17 protein-coding genes are annotated in these 15,963 nt (G+C 35.6%); 4 read left to right on the top strand and 13 right to left on the bottom strand.

The genetic code is table 11. The annotated features are described in order from the left end of the window. Positions 1-296: 296 nt before the first annotated feature. From QWT87_RS11125 to QWT87_RS11065, 13 genes are all read right to left on the bottom strand, one after another. Positions 297-761, bottom strand: a complete 465-nt coding sequence (locus tag QWT87_RS11125) for a hypothetical protein (protein WP_302716138.1) — start codon at positions 759-761, stop codon at positions 297-299. A 55-nt stretch (positions 762-816) separates the two neighbouring features. Then, a complete protein-coding gene (locus tag QWT87_RS11120) occupies positions 817-1,350 on the bottom strand; it encodes a hypothetical protein (RefSeq protein ID WP_302716137.1) in 534 nt (177 codons plus the stop codon). Further along, on the bottom strand, positions 1,347-4,088 hold the full coding sequence (locus QWT87_RS11115) for a COG1470 family protein (RefSeq protein WP_302716136.1): 2,742 nt from the start codon (positions 4,086-4,088) through the stop codon (positions 1,347-1,349). The genes QWT87_RS11120 and QWT87_RS11115 overlap by 4 nt, the downstream gene beginning before the upstream one ends. Next, complete coding sequence (locus QWT87_RS11110; RefSeq protein ID WP_302716135.1) at positions 4,081-4,881, bottom strand: WxL protein host-binding domain-containing protein; 801 nt, start codon at positions 4,879-4,881, stop codon at positions 4,081-4,083. The genes QWT87_RS11115 and QWT87_RS11110 overlap by 8 nt, the downstream gene beginning before the upstream one ends. Positions 4,882-4,979: 98 nt before the next feature. Continuing rightward, positions 4,980-5,558, bottom strand: coding sequence for a hypothetical protein (locus tag QWT87_RS11105; protein WP_302716134.1), 579 nt, complete (start codon positions 5,556-5,558; stop codon positions 4,980-4,982). A 236-nt stretch (positions 5,559-5,794) separates the two neighbouring features. Then, positions 5,795-7,399 (bottom strand): BamA/TamA family outer membrane protein, encoded by a 1,605-nt coding sequence (locus QWT87_RS11100; RefSeq protein ID WP_302716133.1) that lies wholly within the window; start codon positions 7,397-7,399, stop codon positions 5,795-5,797. 338 nt (positions 7,400-7,737) lie between these two features. Further along, on the bottom strand, positions 7,738-8,532 hold the full coding sequence (locus QWT87_RS11095; protein WP_302716132.1) for an SDR family oxidoreductase: 795 nt from the start codon (positions 8,530-8,532) through the stop codon (positions 7,738-7,740). Continuing rightward, positions 8,532-9,152 (bottom strand): hypothetical protein, encoded by a 621-nt coding sequence (locus tag QWT87_RS11090; RefSeq protein ID WP_302716131.1) that lies wholly within the window; start codon positions 9,150-9,152, stop codon positions 8,532-8,534. Before QWT87_RS11090 ends, QWT87_RS11095 begins: the two co-directional genes overlap by 1 nt. 67 nt (positions 9,153-9,219) lie before the next feature. Beyond that, positions 9,220-9,714 carry a hypothetical protein gene (locus QWT87_RS11085; protein ID WP_302716130.1) on the bottom strand — a complete coding sequence of 165 codons (495 nt, stop codon included), beginning with the start codon at positions 9,712-9,714 and terminating at the stop codon, positions 9,220-9,222. Further along, the gene (locus QWT87_RS11080) at positions 9,715-10,941 is read right to left on the bottom strand and encodes a 3-phosphoshikimate 1-carboxyvinyltransferase (RefSeq protein ID WP_302716129.1); all 1,227 of its coding nucleotides are present in this window, start codon (positions 10,939-10,941) and stop codon (positions 9,715-9,717) included. Positions 10,942-11,029: 88 nt separating this feature from the next. Beyond that, positions 11,030-11,356 carry a nucleotide pyrophosphohydrolase gene (locus QWT87_RS11075; protein WP_076396420.1) on the bottom strand — a complete coding sequence of 109 codons (327 nt, stop codon included), beginning with the start codon at positions 11,354-11,356 and terminating at the stop codon, positions 11,030-11,032. Then, complete coding sequence (locus QWT87_RS11070) at positions 11,357-11,548, bottom strand: hypothetical protein (protein ID WP_302716128.1); 192 nt, start codon at positions 11,546-11,548, stop codon at positions 11,357-11,359. Between the two features lie 3 nt (positions 11,549-11,551). Beyond that, positions 11,552-12,964, bottom strand: coding sequence for a hypothetical protein (locus tag QWT87_RS11065; protein ID WP_302716127.1), 1,413 nt, complete (start codon positions 12,962-12,964; stop codon positions 11,552-11,554). 182 nt (positions 12,965-13,146) lie between these two features. On the opposite strand from QWT87_RS11065, the gene QWT87_RS11060 reads away from it, so the two are divergent. The 4 genes from QWT87_RS11060 to QWT87_RS11045 all read left to right on the top strand — a co-directional run bounded on the left by QWT87_RS11060 (position 13,147) and on the right by QWT87_RS11045 (position 15,915). Next, entirely contained in the window at positions 13,147-13,398 is a 252-nt protein-coding gene (locus QWT87_RS11060; RefSeq protein WP_002976190.1) for a type B 50S ribosomal protein L31, read from the top strand. A gap of 104 nt (positions 13,399-13,502) precedes the next feature. After that, positions 13,503-14,663: a GlmU family protein gene (locus tag QWT87_RS11055; RefSeq protein ID WP_302716124.1), complete on the top strand. Its 1,161-nt coding sequence runs from the start codon at positions 13,503-13,505 to the stop codon at positions 14,661-14,663. A 99-nt stretch (positions 14,664-14,762) separates the two neighbouring features. Next, a complete protein-coding gene (locus QWT87_RS11050) occupies positions 14,763-15,272 on the top strand; it encodes an RNA polymerase sigma factor (protein ID WP_076396412.1) in 510 nt (169 codons plus the stop codon). Further along, positions 15,247-15,915 (top strand): hypothetical protein, encoded by a 669-nt coding sequence (locus QWT87_RS11045; protein WP_302716123.1) that lies wholly within the window; start codon positions 15,247-15,249, stop codon positions 15,913-15,915. Before QWT87_RS11050 ends, QWT87_RS11045 begins: the two co-directional genes overlap by 26 nt. The last annotated feature ends 48 nt before the right edge of the window (positions 15,916-15,963 follow it).

Below are 15,963 nucleotides of genomic sequence, written 5' to 3'. Positions count from 1 at the left end.
AGAACCAGGAGAAAAGGAAATAGAACAATGTAAGAAGTAACAAGAGAAAAGTAACAAGTAAATAAGCCGGAGGATATAATCAATCATCATTCATCAATTATCAATTATCTTTCATTACTCATTACTCATTAATTATCAATATTGTTTGCCATCTCCTAGCCGCGATAGAAACGGTTACCCCGCAGCGGGAACAGGAAAAGTGAGGGCACTAACTCGGGAAGCAGGGCGCGAGGAGTAAGAGTGGATAGCGGCATAAAGCTCCTGAAAATATGATCTGTATTTGGTAAAGAAAATTTCTACAGAGCACTTATTGTAAAAACAATCTGGCTATTATAATTTGTTGCAGGCAGAGTAACGGATACTCCGGAAAGTTGTAATTGTAAGGGAATATTGGAATAAGCAGCGAGAGCCAACACAGCAGTTATTCTAAATAATTCGATATCTGTTGTCAGTGGAATTGTGGTGTATGTGGTTCCTCCGGAAATAGTACATAAAAGACAAGTTGTAGATCCGTCTCCGGTTCTTCTTGCGCTTAAAATAAGATTGGGATTCCAGACAGGATTTGCTGTATAATGCATACTAACTTTACCACTGCTGAGTAATAATGGAACACTTGCAGCTAATATAATCTGGCTTGGAGAACTTTCATATGTTCCTTGGTAATTACTTCCCGCTTCAGTTATAGATGGAATTGTTACCGTCCAGTTTGTTCCCCCGACAGTTAATGTACGTTGTGAATATGACTTAGAAAATACAGTCATAATCACAATGAATATATTTTTAACAATAAATTTTTTTAAATTAATCATTTTAACTTTATTCTGTTATGGTATAGGTTATAATAACCGGCGTGTTCGATCTTGAGTCCAGGCTGGAATAATTATTGGTTACGAGAGTCATTGTTAACTGATGCCCATTATTGGAACCGTTACCTGTAAATGCACCTCCAATACCGCTGATTATAGTCTGAGCTACTATTGTAAGAGTAATCTGTGCAGATGGAACTCCTAATGTTCCTCCTCCTGAACCTGAAGCTGTTGCTGCCTGAATTTTAATATCGATTCCCGGAATTGTCTGGTTAACCGATGCCGTGATCCTGCGAGATAATCCGGAAGGGGCAATGGCAGAAGTATAATTAATCCATTTTGATGTATTTGCAACGGGTGCTGTTATAGCATTTCCGGCCTCGGTTGGGGCAGTATAATTTAGACTAATGGCTCCGGAAGGCTCAATATCCATGAGTGTAACTACTGGTAAGGCAACAGCAATGTTTCTGCTTCCTGTCGTTTGAGAAAAAAAATCACAGGAAATCATGAGAGATAATAAAAACAAAGGTTTCAGAACATTCATTTTTGATTTTTTACTTCGTTATAACTTACTTTAATGGATTCCTGCTGATATTTTATTTCCGATTGCTGCTTTATAATATGTACAATTACATTTTTAATTTCTGAAGGTTTTAGTGTAAGATTAAAATTTTCTACGGGAATTTTATACTTCTTATCCAATCCGTTTCTGTAAACTTTCACTTTCCATTCTCCAGGTCTTAAATAGGTAAAATCGAAATTTTCTCCGATCATTACTATTTTGCGATAAATCTGATTTCCATTTGTAGCTTCAATGATGATATTTTCTTTTTTCTTACGGTCTTTTTTGTTGGATAATCCGATAAAGTTGGATTGCGTATCTTCAGAATATTCAATTTTTCCCTGAATTCCTGCGGCGCCTGTTAATCCGAAATTGAAAACATTTTCCTTATTGGTTAACTGCAAAGAAGCAGGAAGATTAATGTCTGAAATATCATTAATATCCGTTGTAGAACGATCGATGTCCAGAATATAATCACCGGGAATTACATTTTTGAATACAAAATTTCCATTCTTATCCGTTACAGATAAATACTGCCCCAGTAGAATTCTTATTCCGTCCACTTTTTTCACGCCTAAATTAATAATCGTTCCTGAAAGCGTAATGTAATCCGCTGTTTTTTGCGTGGGAATATTTAATCTTGCCGTATAGCGAAGAGAAAAGATAAAGTCTTTATTTCCCAGTTCTCCGCGTTGTAAAGTATATCTTCCGGAGAGATCAAATTCATGTCCCTGAAATATTTCCTGATGATACAAGAGTTCAAATAAATTTCTGTCGGCAAAATATTCTTCAGGCATATAATTGTTCTGATAAAATAAACTAAAACTTGTCTTTTGAGAAATCCTGCTCAGAATTCTTGCTCCGTAATAAACCTGCTTCTGATTTTGCATCTGATATCTTGAAGTAACGGCATAACTTCCATAGATATTGAATGAAGTTCTGAATTTTTCAAAGCCGATGTTTGCCGTATAAAAACTTGAATTACCTGAAAAATTCAAAAGGTAATTTTTTGTTTTTCCGAATTGTCCTTCTACATTGAATTGAAAAATGCCGAGCTGCTGATCGATACTGATTCTGAAAAACTGTTCTTTATAATCAAACTCCTTTGGCAAAAGGCGGTCTTCGTATCGCTGAAATCCATTGAACACGGAGAAAGATCCTCTTTTCGCATATCTGTACTGAATCCCATAATGAAGATATTTTCTGTAAGGAGCAGCAAGAAAAAGAGTATCGCGCTGAAAATTTTTTGCATCCTGAACAAAATTGGCAAGGATATTTATTTTTTCTGAAATCCTGTACTGAATATTTCCGTTGAATGTACTCGTATTATTAAAATATCCAGCATATTCAGGACTTGTACGCATATACATTATATTTCCGCTGATTTTATTAAAATTAGCAACCGTTTGTATCATGAAAGCATTTCCCTTTGTCTGTTGAGTTTTGCTGTAAGAGATTTCTCCGGAAACTTCTATGTTTTTATTTAATTGAAATTTTCCGGTTACATACGGAAGCTGTGCATCAGAATCCAGCCTGAAATTGCTAAAACTTAATGCTTGATGGTCTTTACGGGGAATTTTATATAAATATCCCGCTGTAATCTCAGACGCTTTTGAGATTTTAAATTTTGAATACACATTAAATTCATCCTGAATATCTCTGAAAAATCTGGGGTGATTATAAAAACCTCCGAAACTTATTTTCCTGATATCGAACCTAAATTCTCCACCACGTCCATATCTTGCATATTCCGTTAAAAATGAAGAAGAATAATTTTTATCTCCGAGATGAATGTACAGGTTCTGTCTTTTATAATTAACAAAATATTCCTCATACTTCGTGAAAGAATTAAATTCAACAGGATTTTTTGTGACTGCATGAAATTCCACCAGATTTTTATTCTCTTTATCCAGACTACCTTTACCGTAAATTTCACCCTGAAATCCGTTTTGATAATCGCCGCGGTTTTCCATTCCTGTAAAAGCAAGAGAGGCAAAAACCGGAAGCCTGTGAAAAATATCTTCCTCTGATGGTTTCACAGAAATAATCTTCACACTTGCATAAGCAGATAGATTTTCTTTCGGATGTTCTCGCGAGTAAACGGAAAGTATGATGTTTTGAGATTCATTTTTACTTAAATCCGGATTGGTTTTTTTTGATACAGTTATTATTTTCTGTTCACCCGGAGATAAAATCAATGAATTTCCCTGATCAATCAGCGCATTTTTACTTTCCAGAATTAAATTTTCTTTAAAGTTTCCGTTGTTTTTTAATAGAAAAGTGGAAATGATAGTTTCTCCCGCTTTTACAAATTCAGGAGCATTTAAAGCAGTGAGTAAAAGTTTTCGGTTTCCGGAAATAACAAATTCAAAATCATTTGAAAACTGATCGCCTGTCTTCTTTTCCGTTCCGTAAAGAGTAATTTTATATGTTCCCCGAGGAGTTTCGGATGCAATTTTTACCGGAACAAGGTAGACACTTTTTTCTCCTGATGAGATTTCGATTTCTCCTTTTGCTAAAATGGGAACGATGTTCTGGTTAGAAGTTTCAACAGAGAGCTTGTAAATTTTATTTTCAGAAAAATTATTTTCTATGGTAAATGGAATAGAAGTGGTGATTCCCGGCATCAGACTGTCTTTTTTTCCAATACCATTTTTTGTCTGGGAAAAAAATACTGCCGGAAATAAAATAAAAATATATAATGCACCGTTTTTAATCATTTTTTACTTCTAGTTCCACATTAAGGGCAAAAGCATTTTCATCTTCGTCTGTTGCGATAAGAACCGCCTTATAAAGAGAAGGAGGCGTTTTTTCAAGATCAATATGAAAAGATTTTGAGGTTTGTGGCAGTAATCCCATTGCCTGACTCGTAAAGCTTCCGGCTTTCTGTCCGCTCTTTTTATCATACATTTCCATTACCACCGTCGGTTTGCAATACAGATTTCCCTTATTGGCAATGGCAACTTTTACAATCTGTTTTCCGTTTTCTTTTTCAATTTTTATTCCCTCAAATTTAAGATCAGGTTTTGCTTTATCAGTATCCAGATCTGTAATTACCTGTACTGCATACCGGATAATTGAAGTTATGTTTACACCCTGCTTATTTTCTTTAGGATTTATTTCTTCCACAGGTTCTACAATAATAACGCTCCAGTAGCTTCCGGGTTCAGAAAGTTGATCAGGAACGGTAATTTCATAATAGATTTCTGTTTTTTCCTTGGATTTAAGCGTTACCAGATTGGTGTTCATTTTAATCCAGTCTGTATTGGTTTTAACGTTGGTATGAGGAGCAGAATACTGAATGGTTCCATCCGACTGATAGCTGAAATCCTGAAGAAATAATTTTACACTTTGAGACTGGCTTCCTGTATTTTCAATAGCAATTTTGCCTTTGTATATTTTTCCGTTTTCTACTTTATACGTATGGGAAAGTCCGTTCAGTACTACAATTCCTGCTTTCAGAAACACAAACTGAAGCATCAAAAAAGAAAATAGCAAGATCTGCTTTATCATAATTGTATGTAAAGTTTTAAGTTTGACAAAAGACTGTGCAAGACCAAGAAGAAATTTCTGCAACTTCTTCCTGTCTTTATTTGGGGAAATTCCTTTTTTTAGTTATCCGAAATGGTGTAGGTTACCGTAGCAACAGTGGTAGCTGCGGCGGTAAGATCTGCATAAGCAGCAACTCCACCGGAACCACTTCCGGCAGCTAAAGCATAGGTAAGATTATGTCCGTTATTGGCTCCGTTTCCGGTATATGCACTTCCGATTCCGGAAATGATGGTTTGGTCTGCAGCACTCAAAGTAAGCTGTGCAGAAGGTGTGCCCAAAGTTCCTCCTCCGGAACCTGTTGCGGCAGCAGCGGTTACATTGATATCAATCCCCGGAATGACGGCATTAAGTTTTACGGAAACATTGCGGGTAGGATCTGCTACAGATTTTATGGAAGAGTAATTAAGCCATAACGTAGTATTGGCTGCGTTTGCTACGATTGGGTTTCCGGCTTCTGTAGGTACTGTAAATCCTAAAGTAATGTTTTTGCTTGCGGCAGGTTCAATATCTACCAAAGCTACTTCCGGAACGGAAATCGTTATCGTGTGATTGTCTGTGTTAGTGTCTTGTGCGCTTACGTGAGAAGATGCTGCAATTGCGACTAAAGACAAAGCTAAAGTGAACTTAAATCTTTTCATGGTGATATATTTAGTTTCGTGAAGTTAACAATTTTAAATTGAATATAAAAATATTTAATAATAAATTTTTATTATTACCATTTAATAATCAGTATTTTATAAATGTAAATGATATGTTAAATTAATAATTGAATTTTTGATTTTTTACAATTTGCATCAACGAAAAGAAAAATCTCACACAATTTTGCATAAGATTTTTGTTTATCTATTTAAAAATAATCAGCTAAAAATACCTTTTAAAACCGGCTCAGAATTCCCCAGTGGATTTTAATATCATTGAATTTAAAAGGATTTCCGAACTCGTTACCGTTGGAAAGCTGGAAACTCATCAACCCGATCGGAATAAAGAAATTAAAACCGAGACCCACACTGTAAAGTTTAGGCTTCACATTCAGAGATTTATTATTGAGCTGTCCGTACTGCCCGAAAACATCAAAAAATGCCTGGCTTCCGATGAGATAACGGTATTCTAAACTGCCGTAATAATAGAAATCGGCGGCGAGAGAGTTTTCATTGAAACCCCGCATAGAATTCCAGCCCCCGAAACGGTACAATTCATTGGCAGAAAAGTCGATTTTAGAATCCATCATCGCTCCTTCCGCTTTGATGTTGAGGAAATGATTTCCGTTGATATGATAATTGTGCTCTCCAAAGAAGTAAAACTGATTCTGCGGAGATTTTATATTGTCTTTGGTATAAGTGGTCGTTAAATAATCGTATCCGGCATTAATTTTTGTTTTGTAAAGGAAAAGATCAATATCGGTGGGTTCAACCATTTCAAACCAGATTCCGATTCCTTTTTTGTTGTAATCTTTACCCTGAACATACAACGTATCGATGATGCTGGAACTTTCGAAAGTTCCTCTCAGTCCCAGTTTATTTCGGGAGTTCAGATGATAATAAAATGCCGGAAGTGCCTTTACATTGGCAAATGTAGAATCCTGACGGAAAATATTCACCTTCATATTCAGACCTACATTGGATTTAAAAAGGTAAGGAATATCCGTCTGAAGATCAAAAGTCTGTCCTTTATCGGGATTTCTCTGCCAGTAAAGATTGATGAGCTCAAAACTGTTGAAAATATTTCTGAAATTCACATTCAAAGTTCCGTTCAGGGTAAATTTATCCGTTTTATCGTTTCCGAAACCAATGACCCCGTCAAAACTGTTGGTTTTTTTCTTTTCCATGAAAAGATAAATGCTCGTGGAATCTTTGGTGAATAACGTTTGCGGAGGACGCTCCAAAGCAACAAACTGATGGCTCTGGAAAGACTTATTAATGGCAATCAGGTTTTTATCATCATAGTTTTTTCCCTTAAATTCCTTTTCAAGATTTTTAATGAATCTTTTCGGAACACTGGTATAGCCTTTTACCACAAAACCGTCGATGGTTCTTTTATCGTTCTTGTTGATGTCGAGTTCTACAACAGGATAACCGTTTTTCTGCCCTTTATATTTGGATTTTATTCTGCTGAATGCAAAGCCTTCATCAATATACTTTTTGTTGATGCTTTTTTTGGTTGAATCTAAATTTTTAGTGAAAAATTCTTTCTGAATCTTCGTTTTATTTGAAATAGAATCTGAAAGATTAACGTAAGTCTGGTTGAAATTCTTCCCTTTATCGTAAAATATTTCCGTGCTGTCGCCTTTTTTCCTGACTTCTTTCAACTGGGTGAAAAAGTAATTGGTCTGAGCCAGAGAATCCAGAAACTTCACTGCTGAAGCGGAATCTTTTACCTTTTTCTTCACCTTCGTTTCAGAATCGATCAGGAAATAATGTTTCTTCTGCGCCTGTACAAAAACGCAAAACAGTACAAAAAATATTTTTAAAATTAATTTCAATGTTACATTTTTAAACCATTAAGATTTTATTTAAGAAGTTAAGATAGTATGCTAAACTTAAATTTTACACATTTAGGATACAGAATAAGTTTTCTTAGGAATGATCTTAACTTTTAATGATTGTCCGTAATTTGTCATCATTGAAAAACCTTTGAGTTCTTTGCTGAGTGAATAGTTTATACTGAGCCTGTCGAAGTAGCTTTGCGAACTTAAAACAGTTGGTATATAAAAAGGATCTTAGCGATCTTTGCGTTAAAATTAAGCATTATGATCAATGACGGATAATCAAATAACTTTTTAAATATTCATTAGATTAATTTTTTTTAAAATAACTGAAACTAAGCCAGTTTATTGTATTTCTTCATCAGATTTTCATAAGTTCCCTGCGGAAGGATCCATTTTAACGGAACCCCGATTTTCTGTCCGAATTTACCAAAATAATAATGTGCTTTCCATTTATTTTTGCTTAAAAGCTGATCTACATATGCTGCCACTTCCAGAGGTTCTGTTCCGTCGCCCACGTGAGAATTCATTAAAGCATACACTTTATCGAAAACATTTTTGTAAGGTTCTGAAACTTTTGTTCTCACCCGGTTTTCTGCAATATTTGTTTTGATGTCTCCCAAATGCAGCGAACAAACGTGAATGTTCCAGGGATAAACTTCGTATCTCATCGCTTCCGTTACTTTATCCAAAGCCGATTTTGAAGCCGAATAAAATCCTCGGAAAGGCAATCCCATTTCACTTCCGATACTGGAAACATTGATGATTTGTCCGAATTTATTTTCGCGCATTTTCGGCATCACGGCACTCATCATTTGTACAGCTCCGACCAAATTCAGGTTAAACAGTTTCAAAATATCTTCTTTGGAAGAATCTTCCACAGCTCCTACCATTCCCATTCCGGCATTGTTGATGAGAACGTCGATTCTGGTTTCTGTTTTCAAAACTTCAGCAATGGCATTTTGCACGGCTTCATTATCTGTAACATCAGTAGGAATCGATTTAAAATACTGACTTTCGGTGTGTTTTCTGCTTAAGCCATATACTTTATGACCTTTTTTTCCGAAATATTCTGCTAACACGAAACCAATTCCTGAGGAAGTTCCGGTGATGATGATGATTTTTGACATTAGTATTGTAGTTGTTTATCTGACTTAGGAACTTTAATTAAATTATCTCCCGGCTTAAAATTATTCATTTTTATAAGTTTTTTAGGCTTATAATGAAATTCTTTATGAAAATCTTCGGCAAATGCTTTTTTGTCTTCCGGAAAACAGGGATAATATTTTCGATCTACGATTGCTTTTCCGGTCGAAAAATTAATTTCATCATACATATTAAATTCGCAGTTGTCATCAAAGTTCTGAAGTGAGCCGATCAGGTAAAAATCATCATCCTGAAATCTGTAGGTATGTTTATAAGTCATCCTGTGTCTTGAATTTGTACTGAATGATTGTGTAATATTCAATGCTCCTTTTTTTATGGATATTTCAGGCAAAGGATCAGATTCCGGTGAAAATCCTATTTCTTGCGGAAAAATTATCGTTGAATACTTTTTCCAGATTTTTAATTTTCCGTTGATTTTTTTTAGAATAAAAAGTTCTCTCTGAGGGCTTTCGCGATCATAAAAAGATTTTACTTTTTTAGTGGAATTGAAAACAATGATTATTTCTTCTTTACCATCTTTGTCTAAATCTCCTTTTGTTTCCACTAATTTTTTGTACCCTTTTGGAGTCACGAAATTTTTCAATTCCTGAGCTTGAAGAACTGAAAAAAGAAAAATTATATGTAATAAAAATATTTTTTTCACTGTAATCTCAAAAAGATAGTCCAATATCTTCTTTCTTAATCATTTTTGTATCTTGAAGGTCACAAATACAGCCTTTGACTGTTTTATAATTTCCTGAAATTCTAGTCTCCTTACCTTTATTATCTGTAATTATGATTCCGGCGGAATAAGATTCACCTTCTGCATGATATGTTCTGAACAATAAATATTCAAAACCATTATTTTTAAACTGAAGATTATCTATTTCCATTCCTGCGTTTTCAACGCCTCCGCCTCGCCAGTACGAATTATAATGAAATTTCTTCCAGCTCTCTTTTGTTCTTTCTTTCGGAAATTCCATTTCCATTTTGGTTTTAGTTCCAAAACGATATTGAATGTATTTATTGGTTTTGTCTTTTACCAAATACATTCTCTTTCCGTTTTTTGTATCGAAAGAATAAACGATTTCTTCATTGGGTAAAAGGTATTGTGCCCAAAATAAGAGTGGAATTAAAAAATAAATTAAGATAAAGAACTTTTTCACTTATTCTTTAATTAATAAATTTTCCAAATCCCTCCAAAACATAGGATACGATTTTTCCACAACATCTTCCTCTTCAATATTTAATTCTTTGATCAGGCAAAATGGTGCAAAACTCATCGCCATTCTGTGATCCTGATACGTTGCAATGGAAATGTTTTCCTGAGGTTCGTTGAAACTGATGGATTTAATTTTCAAATCTGTAAATTCTGTTTCTGCACCCAGCTTTTTTAGTTCATTATGTAAAGCTAAAAGACGATCGGTTTCTTTTACACGCAAAGTTTCCAATCCTGAAATTTCAAAAGGGATTTTCAAGGCTGCTGCGGTTACACAAAGTGTTTGGGCGATGTCCGGACAATTATTCATATCCAGAACGATCTTTTCAGGAAACTGAAATCCTTCAATCGGCTCAAGCGTTAATTTATGCTCCTGTTCCGTGAAAGTCGTTTTAATTCCGAAAAATTCTTCATAAATTTTTACAATTGCCGAGTCTCCCTGTGTAGATTCTTTGTAAAAGCTTTTTAAATGAATGGTTTTTCTTCCCAAAGCGGCGAAAGAGTAGAAGTAAGATGCCGAACTCCAGTCACTTTCCACTTCATAATTCATAATCGATGAATTATGATTGATGAATGATTCAACTTTTATGGTATTTCCTGTGAAGCTGCTTTTAATTCCGAATCGGGTTAAAATGTTGAGCGTCATTTCAATATAAGATCGTGAAGTCACTTTGCCGACTAAATTTATTTCCAGTCCGTTTTCCAGTTTTCCGGCAATCAGAAGAAGAGAGGTAATGAACTGGCTGGAAATATCCGCCGGAACATCTACTGTGGTCTCCGTAATTTTTCTTCCGTGAATTTTAAGAGGCGGAAATCCTTCATTTTCCAGATATTCGATTTCGACACCCAGATTTTGCAGAGCGGTAACCAGATTTTTGATCGGTCTTTCTTTCATTCTCTTGGAACCCGTAAGAATCGTTGTCTTTCCCTCCTGAATAGAATAATAGGAAGTAAGGAAACGCATCGCCGTTCCCGCGTGATGAATATCCACAATCTCCGAATCTTCGGATAGGGCTTTTTTCAGAAGTTGTGTGTCCTGAGAATTCGACAGATTCCCGATTTCTATATTTTTAAACAGACTTTCTAAAATCAACAAACGATTCGAAATACTTTTCGAACCGCTGATCTGTATGGTTTTGTTTTCCTGTAATTTTGATTTTTCTAGCTTCTTCATTGTTCGTCTAAGTTGGAAGCTCGAAGCTGGAAGATGGAGGTGAAAAGTTTAGTTTAAAAACTTCCGGTTTCCAACTTCCGGCATCCGGCTATTTTAATTTTTCATTATTCTGATGGCGGTCTTTGTCGCGATCCGTCTTGATCTTCATTTTTCTGTCAAAAGCTTCCTGCAGATTAACTCCGGTCTGATTGGCCAAACATAACGTTACAAACAGAACATCTGCCAATTCCTCGCCTAAATCTTTGCTTTTGTCGCTTTCCTTCTCGCTTTGTTCTCCATATCTTCTGGCGATGATTCTCGCTACTTCGCCTACTTCTTCGGTCAACATTGCCATATTGGTCAGTTCATTGAAATAACGAACGCCAATGGTCTTAATCCATTCGTCAACTTGTTGCTGCAGATGTGTAATTTCCATTTATGGTTTGTTATTGATCTTTTCCTCTAATACAATTATTTTCGCTTCCAGTGTTTTTATTGCTTCTTCATGATAGACGGAATTTCCGATATTCTCGGTAAAATCTGCAAATTTTTTCAGAAGTTTTCTTACCGTGATATACACAATAATCAAAACGGCAAAAGCTCCGATATTTACAATATTTAGATCCATTTTTTAAAAGTATTGATAAGCGCCCACTGTAGGATTTGAAGTTCTCGATACATTTGCGATATCCGTTGGAACGGTTGCCGCAACAGTTGTACTTCCTTTTCCGATTGCCGGAGAATTCTGTTTTACTCTCAGATTCATCTGGGCTGCGAAATAATTAACAAACAGCGGATCCAAATTTTTAAGAGACTGAATAACTCCCGGACTTGTATTGAAATCAAAACCGGCTTCCGAAGTTCCGGAATATTTAATGAGACAGTTCTGAATGGTAAAATTAAATAAGTTTGGTGGGGTCTGCTCAAAATTAACCGAATTGTCACGGTCGGAATACACGATGCTGTTTCTTAAATTAAAGATCAGTGCTCCGTATTCTTTCACTCCGGATGCATTCGTCCATTCGTTGGCGGCTAAAATTCCGTTTCGGTTATAAGAATGCAGAAGATCCGAATAATTGGCAATCGTACAGTGGGTAAAATTATGCGTTCCTCCTTTGAAAATTCCTACCGCAGATTCTCCGCAATTATTCATCACAAGATTTTTTGCAGTAATGGTAGAAGCAACGGCATAAATCCCATATTCCTGAAAGGTGTGGATAAAAGAATTGCTGATATTGGCATTGGTCTGTTTCATGTCAAGACCTTTTGTTCCTCCGAATAATCTTGCATAATTCATATTAAGGGTAGAACCGGCTTCCATTTTAATAGAATTCCAGTTTTTAGGAATCGTATCGTATGCAGGATCATTTCTGTCTCCGCGAAGCGTAACGTTGTTGGCTAAAGTGCCGTTGATGTTCAGTGTGGCTCCCGAAAGCACTTTCATTCCGCTGTTTTTGTGGAAATACACTTTTGTACCCTGCTGAATATTCAGGATAACATTCTGGTCAATCGTTAAATCTCCGTAGATAATTTTAGCCTTATTGTTATTCCATGTTGCATCTGAGGTAATAATATTCGGATTCGTAGGTGTTTTTATAAAAAATTCCGCATCCTGAACTACGGAGAACAATACAACCTGTTGTTGTCCGACTGGGCTCTGGAATAATATTTTATCTTCAGCAATTGCTTCAGGGCCGCTCGCTTCCGGTGCAATTTCAACGAAAATATACAGACTGTCTTTTTTTCTTAAAGGTACATCCTTAAAATCATATCCCGGTTTCCCATCTACATTGATCTTATACAAAGAGGTTGCACCTTTTTGAAGATGAATCCGAGGGATCAGAATGTCTTTGTCTTCATTATTATATACTTTTACCGCATACGTTTCTGAACGAACCTGATGATAAACCGTATCGCAGAAAACCGTGTCTTTGGAAAAGCTTAATTCCTGCGAAGGAGCATCGAAACTGATGTCGTCCTTATTACAAGATACAGCCATAACAAGCATCCAGAAAGAAAAAGCCAGTAATAATTTGAATTTCATCGAAATTAAAGTTTAAATAGATTTCAAATTTAACGAAAATACTTTGAATTTCTTATGAAGAAAAAAATATTGATCGTCTATTTGTAATTTAAAAAAATTATTGTATTTTTGCACCCTAAAATTAGCAGAGAAATATCCATTACTATTTCGAAAGCAAACTTTAATTTTTTAAAAATTGTATTATGAAAAACGGAATCCACCCAGAAAATTATAGACTTGTTGTTTTCAAAGATATGAGTAACGACGAGGTGTTTCTTTGCAAGTCTACTGCAGAAACAAAAGATACTATCGAGTACGAAGGACAAGAATACCCATTGATTAAAATGGAAATCTCTTCAACTTCTCACCCTTTCTACACTGGTAAAGTGAAGTTAGTTGACACTGCAGGTAGAGTTGATAAGTTCATGAACAAATACAAAAAATTCGCTAAGTAATTTTTTGTGATCATAATATTTAAAAGTCTTTCGGTTTCCGGAGGACTTTTTTGTTGTATTTTTGTTTAGACGTTAAACATTCATTTTAAACTAAAAACTGAACGATGCAATTAGTATTTTCAGATGCACAATACTGGGAAGATTTTCTTCCGCTTACTTTTACACGTCCCGTTGCAGAAATGCGATGCGGAATTCTTACTTTCTCCGAAAGATGGCAGAAAATTTTAGAAAACACCGAGATTTCTTTCTTTACGGAGATGTATCTGCAGGGAAAATTTCCTGAGCCTGCAAAAAAAGAGAGTCTTTTTCTGGTGACGAATTTTTTACCGACAGAAAATGTGATTCAGCAGATCAAAGACCTGAAACAGGGAGAAGCATTGGTGTATGAAGATGAGTTAGTCGCTGCAAAAATCAATATGGATGGTTTCTCTCTGCATCAGATTGAGAAAATGACGGACATTAAAGAGGGGCTTATTTTCTTTAAAAAACCGACGGATCTTTTTACCTATAATAAAGAAGCTATAGATTTCGATTTTGCATTGCTTACAAAAGGCAGAGTTTCTCAGGAGCTTTCTTCAACCAATGGATTTTTAGGAAATAAAGAAGATCTGTTTATAGAAGAAGGAGCACAAATTGAATTTTCGACCATTAATACAAAAACAGGCAAGATCTATATCGGGAAAAATGCTGAGGTAATGGAGGGCTGTAATCTTCGTGGTCCGATTGCGCTGTGTGAAGAGTCTAAGTTTAATTTAGGCGCGAAGATTTACGGAGCAACAACAATTGGTCCTCATTGTAAAGTGGGCGGAGAAGTCAGCAATATTATTATTTTTGGCTATTCTAATAAAGGTCATGACGGTTTTGTTGGAAATTCGGTGATCGGAGAATGGTGTAATCTGGGAGCAGATACCAATTCTTCCAATCTTAAAAATAATTACGGTCACGTAAAATTGTGGAACTACAGAACCAAATCTTTCGAAGATACAGGATTGCAGTTTGCAGGTTTAATTATGGGGGATCATTCCAAAACAGCAATCAATACCCAATTGAATACAGGAACTGTAGTTGGAGTCGCTTCCAATATTTTCAAAGAAGGTTTTCCTCCGAATTTGGTTGAAAATTTTTCTTGGGGAGGTTTTAAAGGAGATGAGAAATTTAAGTTGGACAAAGCCTACGAAGTGGCAGAACGGGCAATGGCAAGAAGAAAAGTGCCTTTAACAGATGAGGATAAGGCTATTTTTAAACATATTTTTGATGCGTATTAATACGATCAATAAGGGAAACTTCAAATTTTTTTGAAGTTTTTTTATTTTTAATGTAATGAAATGTAAAATCCGGTTGTCTTACTTATAGAAACAAAACTTATGACCCAAGAAACTTTCAGAAGTACGGTATTCATTCTCAAAGATGAGATGTATCGCTTTGCGAAAAGGTTTGTCATGAGCAGTGATGAAGCAGAAGACGTGGTGCAGGATCTTATGATTAAATTCTGGCAGAAGAAAGAAGAACTGGAGCAGTTTGGGAATTTAAAATCCTATGCTCTGAAATCGGTCCGGAACGAGTGCCTGAACAGACTGAAGCATCACGATGTAAAGCTGGGATTTGCAGATATGCAGCTTCACCGTTCCGAACTTTACAGTATGGAAGTCAATAATTTAAAGGAACACATCATTGGTTTCATTAATCAGCTTCCGGAAAAACAGAAAATGGTAATCCATTTGAAGGATGTAGAAGAATATGAAGTCTCGGAAATCGGAGAAATGCTGGAAATGGAGGAGAATGCAGTAAGAGTAAATCTTATGCGGGCCAGACAAAAAGTAAAAGAACAAATTTCACAATTGATGAGTTATGAGCAACGACAAATTTCAAGATAAATACGACGAAATCTTCCAGAATTTAAAGGAAGAAAAAATGAACTGGGATTTTAATGATTTTCTGAAAAAAACGGAAGAAAAAAATGATGAGGTTCAGGAAAATATAACGCCGATCGTCCCTATCGATACGAAAACAAAACCATCGTTCCCGAAGTGGTTCTGGATGGCTGCAAGCGTAGTTTTGCTGTTGAGTGTTGGTCTTATTTTTAATTATACTCACAATTCAAATGTGGAAAATCAGGCTCAGTTGGTTGAAAAACAGATAAAGAAGCAAAAAGATAATTTCATCGAAGAAAACAGTGAACATACGGAACAGGTAGCGGTAAACCTGCCGAATGATTCAGTTTCCGGAGCGAAAAAAGATTCGGTTTTTCATGAAACTCCGGTTGCCGAGAAAGATTATCTGGATGAAATTTTACCGAAAAGAGGAAGGCTGAAGAAAGAAAGAAAGCCGAAGTATGTATATAACTCCTCTAAAGCTGCGGATTCTACAGGATATAAAGATTCTTATGTTATCGTTAACGGAAAGAGAATCGAAAATGTAGAAGAAGCAATTAATGTGACTAAGTATTCATTTCAAATATTTGCAAATAACGTTAGTGAAAAATTAGCAAAACCAACCGTCGTGGATGACGATTATTAATTAACCTTAAAAGATTATGCACCTGATCAGGCACTAATAATCCAAAAT

Source organism: Chryseobacterium urinae, assembly GCF_030518295.1.
Taxonomy (GTDB): domain Bacteria; phylum Bacteroidota; class Bacteroidia; order Flavobacteriales; family Weeksellaceae; genus Chryseobacterium; species Chryseobacterium mucoviscidosis.
Note: the sequence above shows the minus strand (reverse complement) of the source record. Positions and strands in the feature narration are given on the sequence as shown.